Below are 438 nucleotides of genomic sequence, written 5' to 3'. Positions count from 1 at the left end.
GTCGAGGAACACAGCGGCCTCGTTACCGACGACCGGCTGACCGTCGAGACCCGCCGTGGCTCCGCGACGGTCGCCATCGACCGCGACGAGGGCGTCCCCGAGGGGATGGTGTGGCTCCCCATTCACCACCCGGCAACGAACCGGCTGACGCTTTCGGACCGCGACCCCCAGTCCGACGAACCGAACTTCAAGCAGTGTGCCGCCCGCCTCGTCGCCGCCGAGGCTGAACTCCCGCCCGCCACGGCCGACTGAGCCGATATCGGGCGCGGCCCCGACGGTTCGTCGACACGCGCTTCTCCATCGCCGTCCGAAGTAATCTAAATATGTCCAATTATTCCCCCGTCCGCTGGGCGTTCAATGTCCTTAAACAGGGGATATCCGATGATATATTTGCGGTCTATCCACTCAGGCTGGGTAGAATAGCCGTTCTGTAAACGG

At 63.5% G+C, this 438-nt stretch carries 1 protein-coding gene; it reads left to right on the top strand.

The genetic code is table 11. From position 1 onward, the window contains the following. The coding region (locus tag FY251_RS21515; RefSeq protein WP_305037597.1) for a molybdopterin dinucleotide binding domain-containing protein at positions 1-252 on the top strand (252 nt) is incomplete at its 5' end. Between the last annotated feature and the right edge of the window lie 186 nt (positions 253-438).

Origin of the sequence: Haloferax sp. KTX1, assembly GCF_902410085.1 — an archaeon.
Taxonomy (GTDB): domain Archaea; phylum Halobacteriota; class Halobacteria; order Halobacteriales; family Haloferacaceae; genus Haloferax; species Haloferax massiliensis.
Note: the sequence above shows the minus strand (reverse complement) of the source record. Positions and strands in the feature narration are given on the sequence as shown.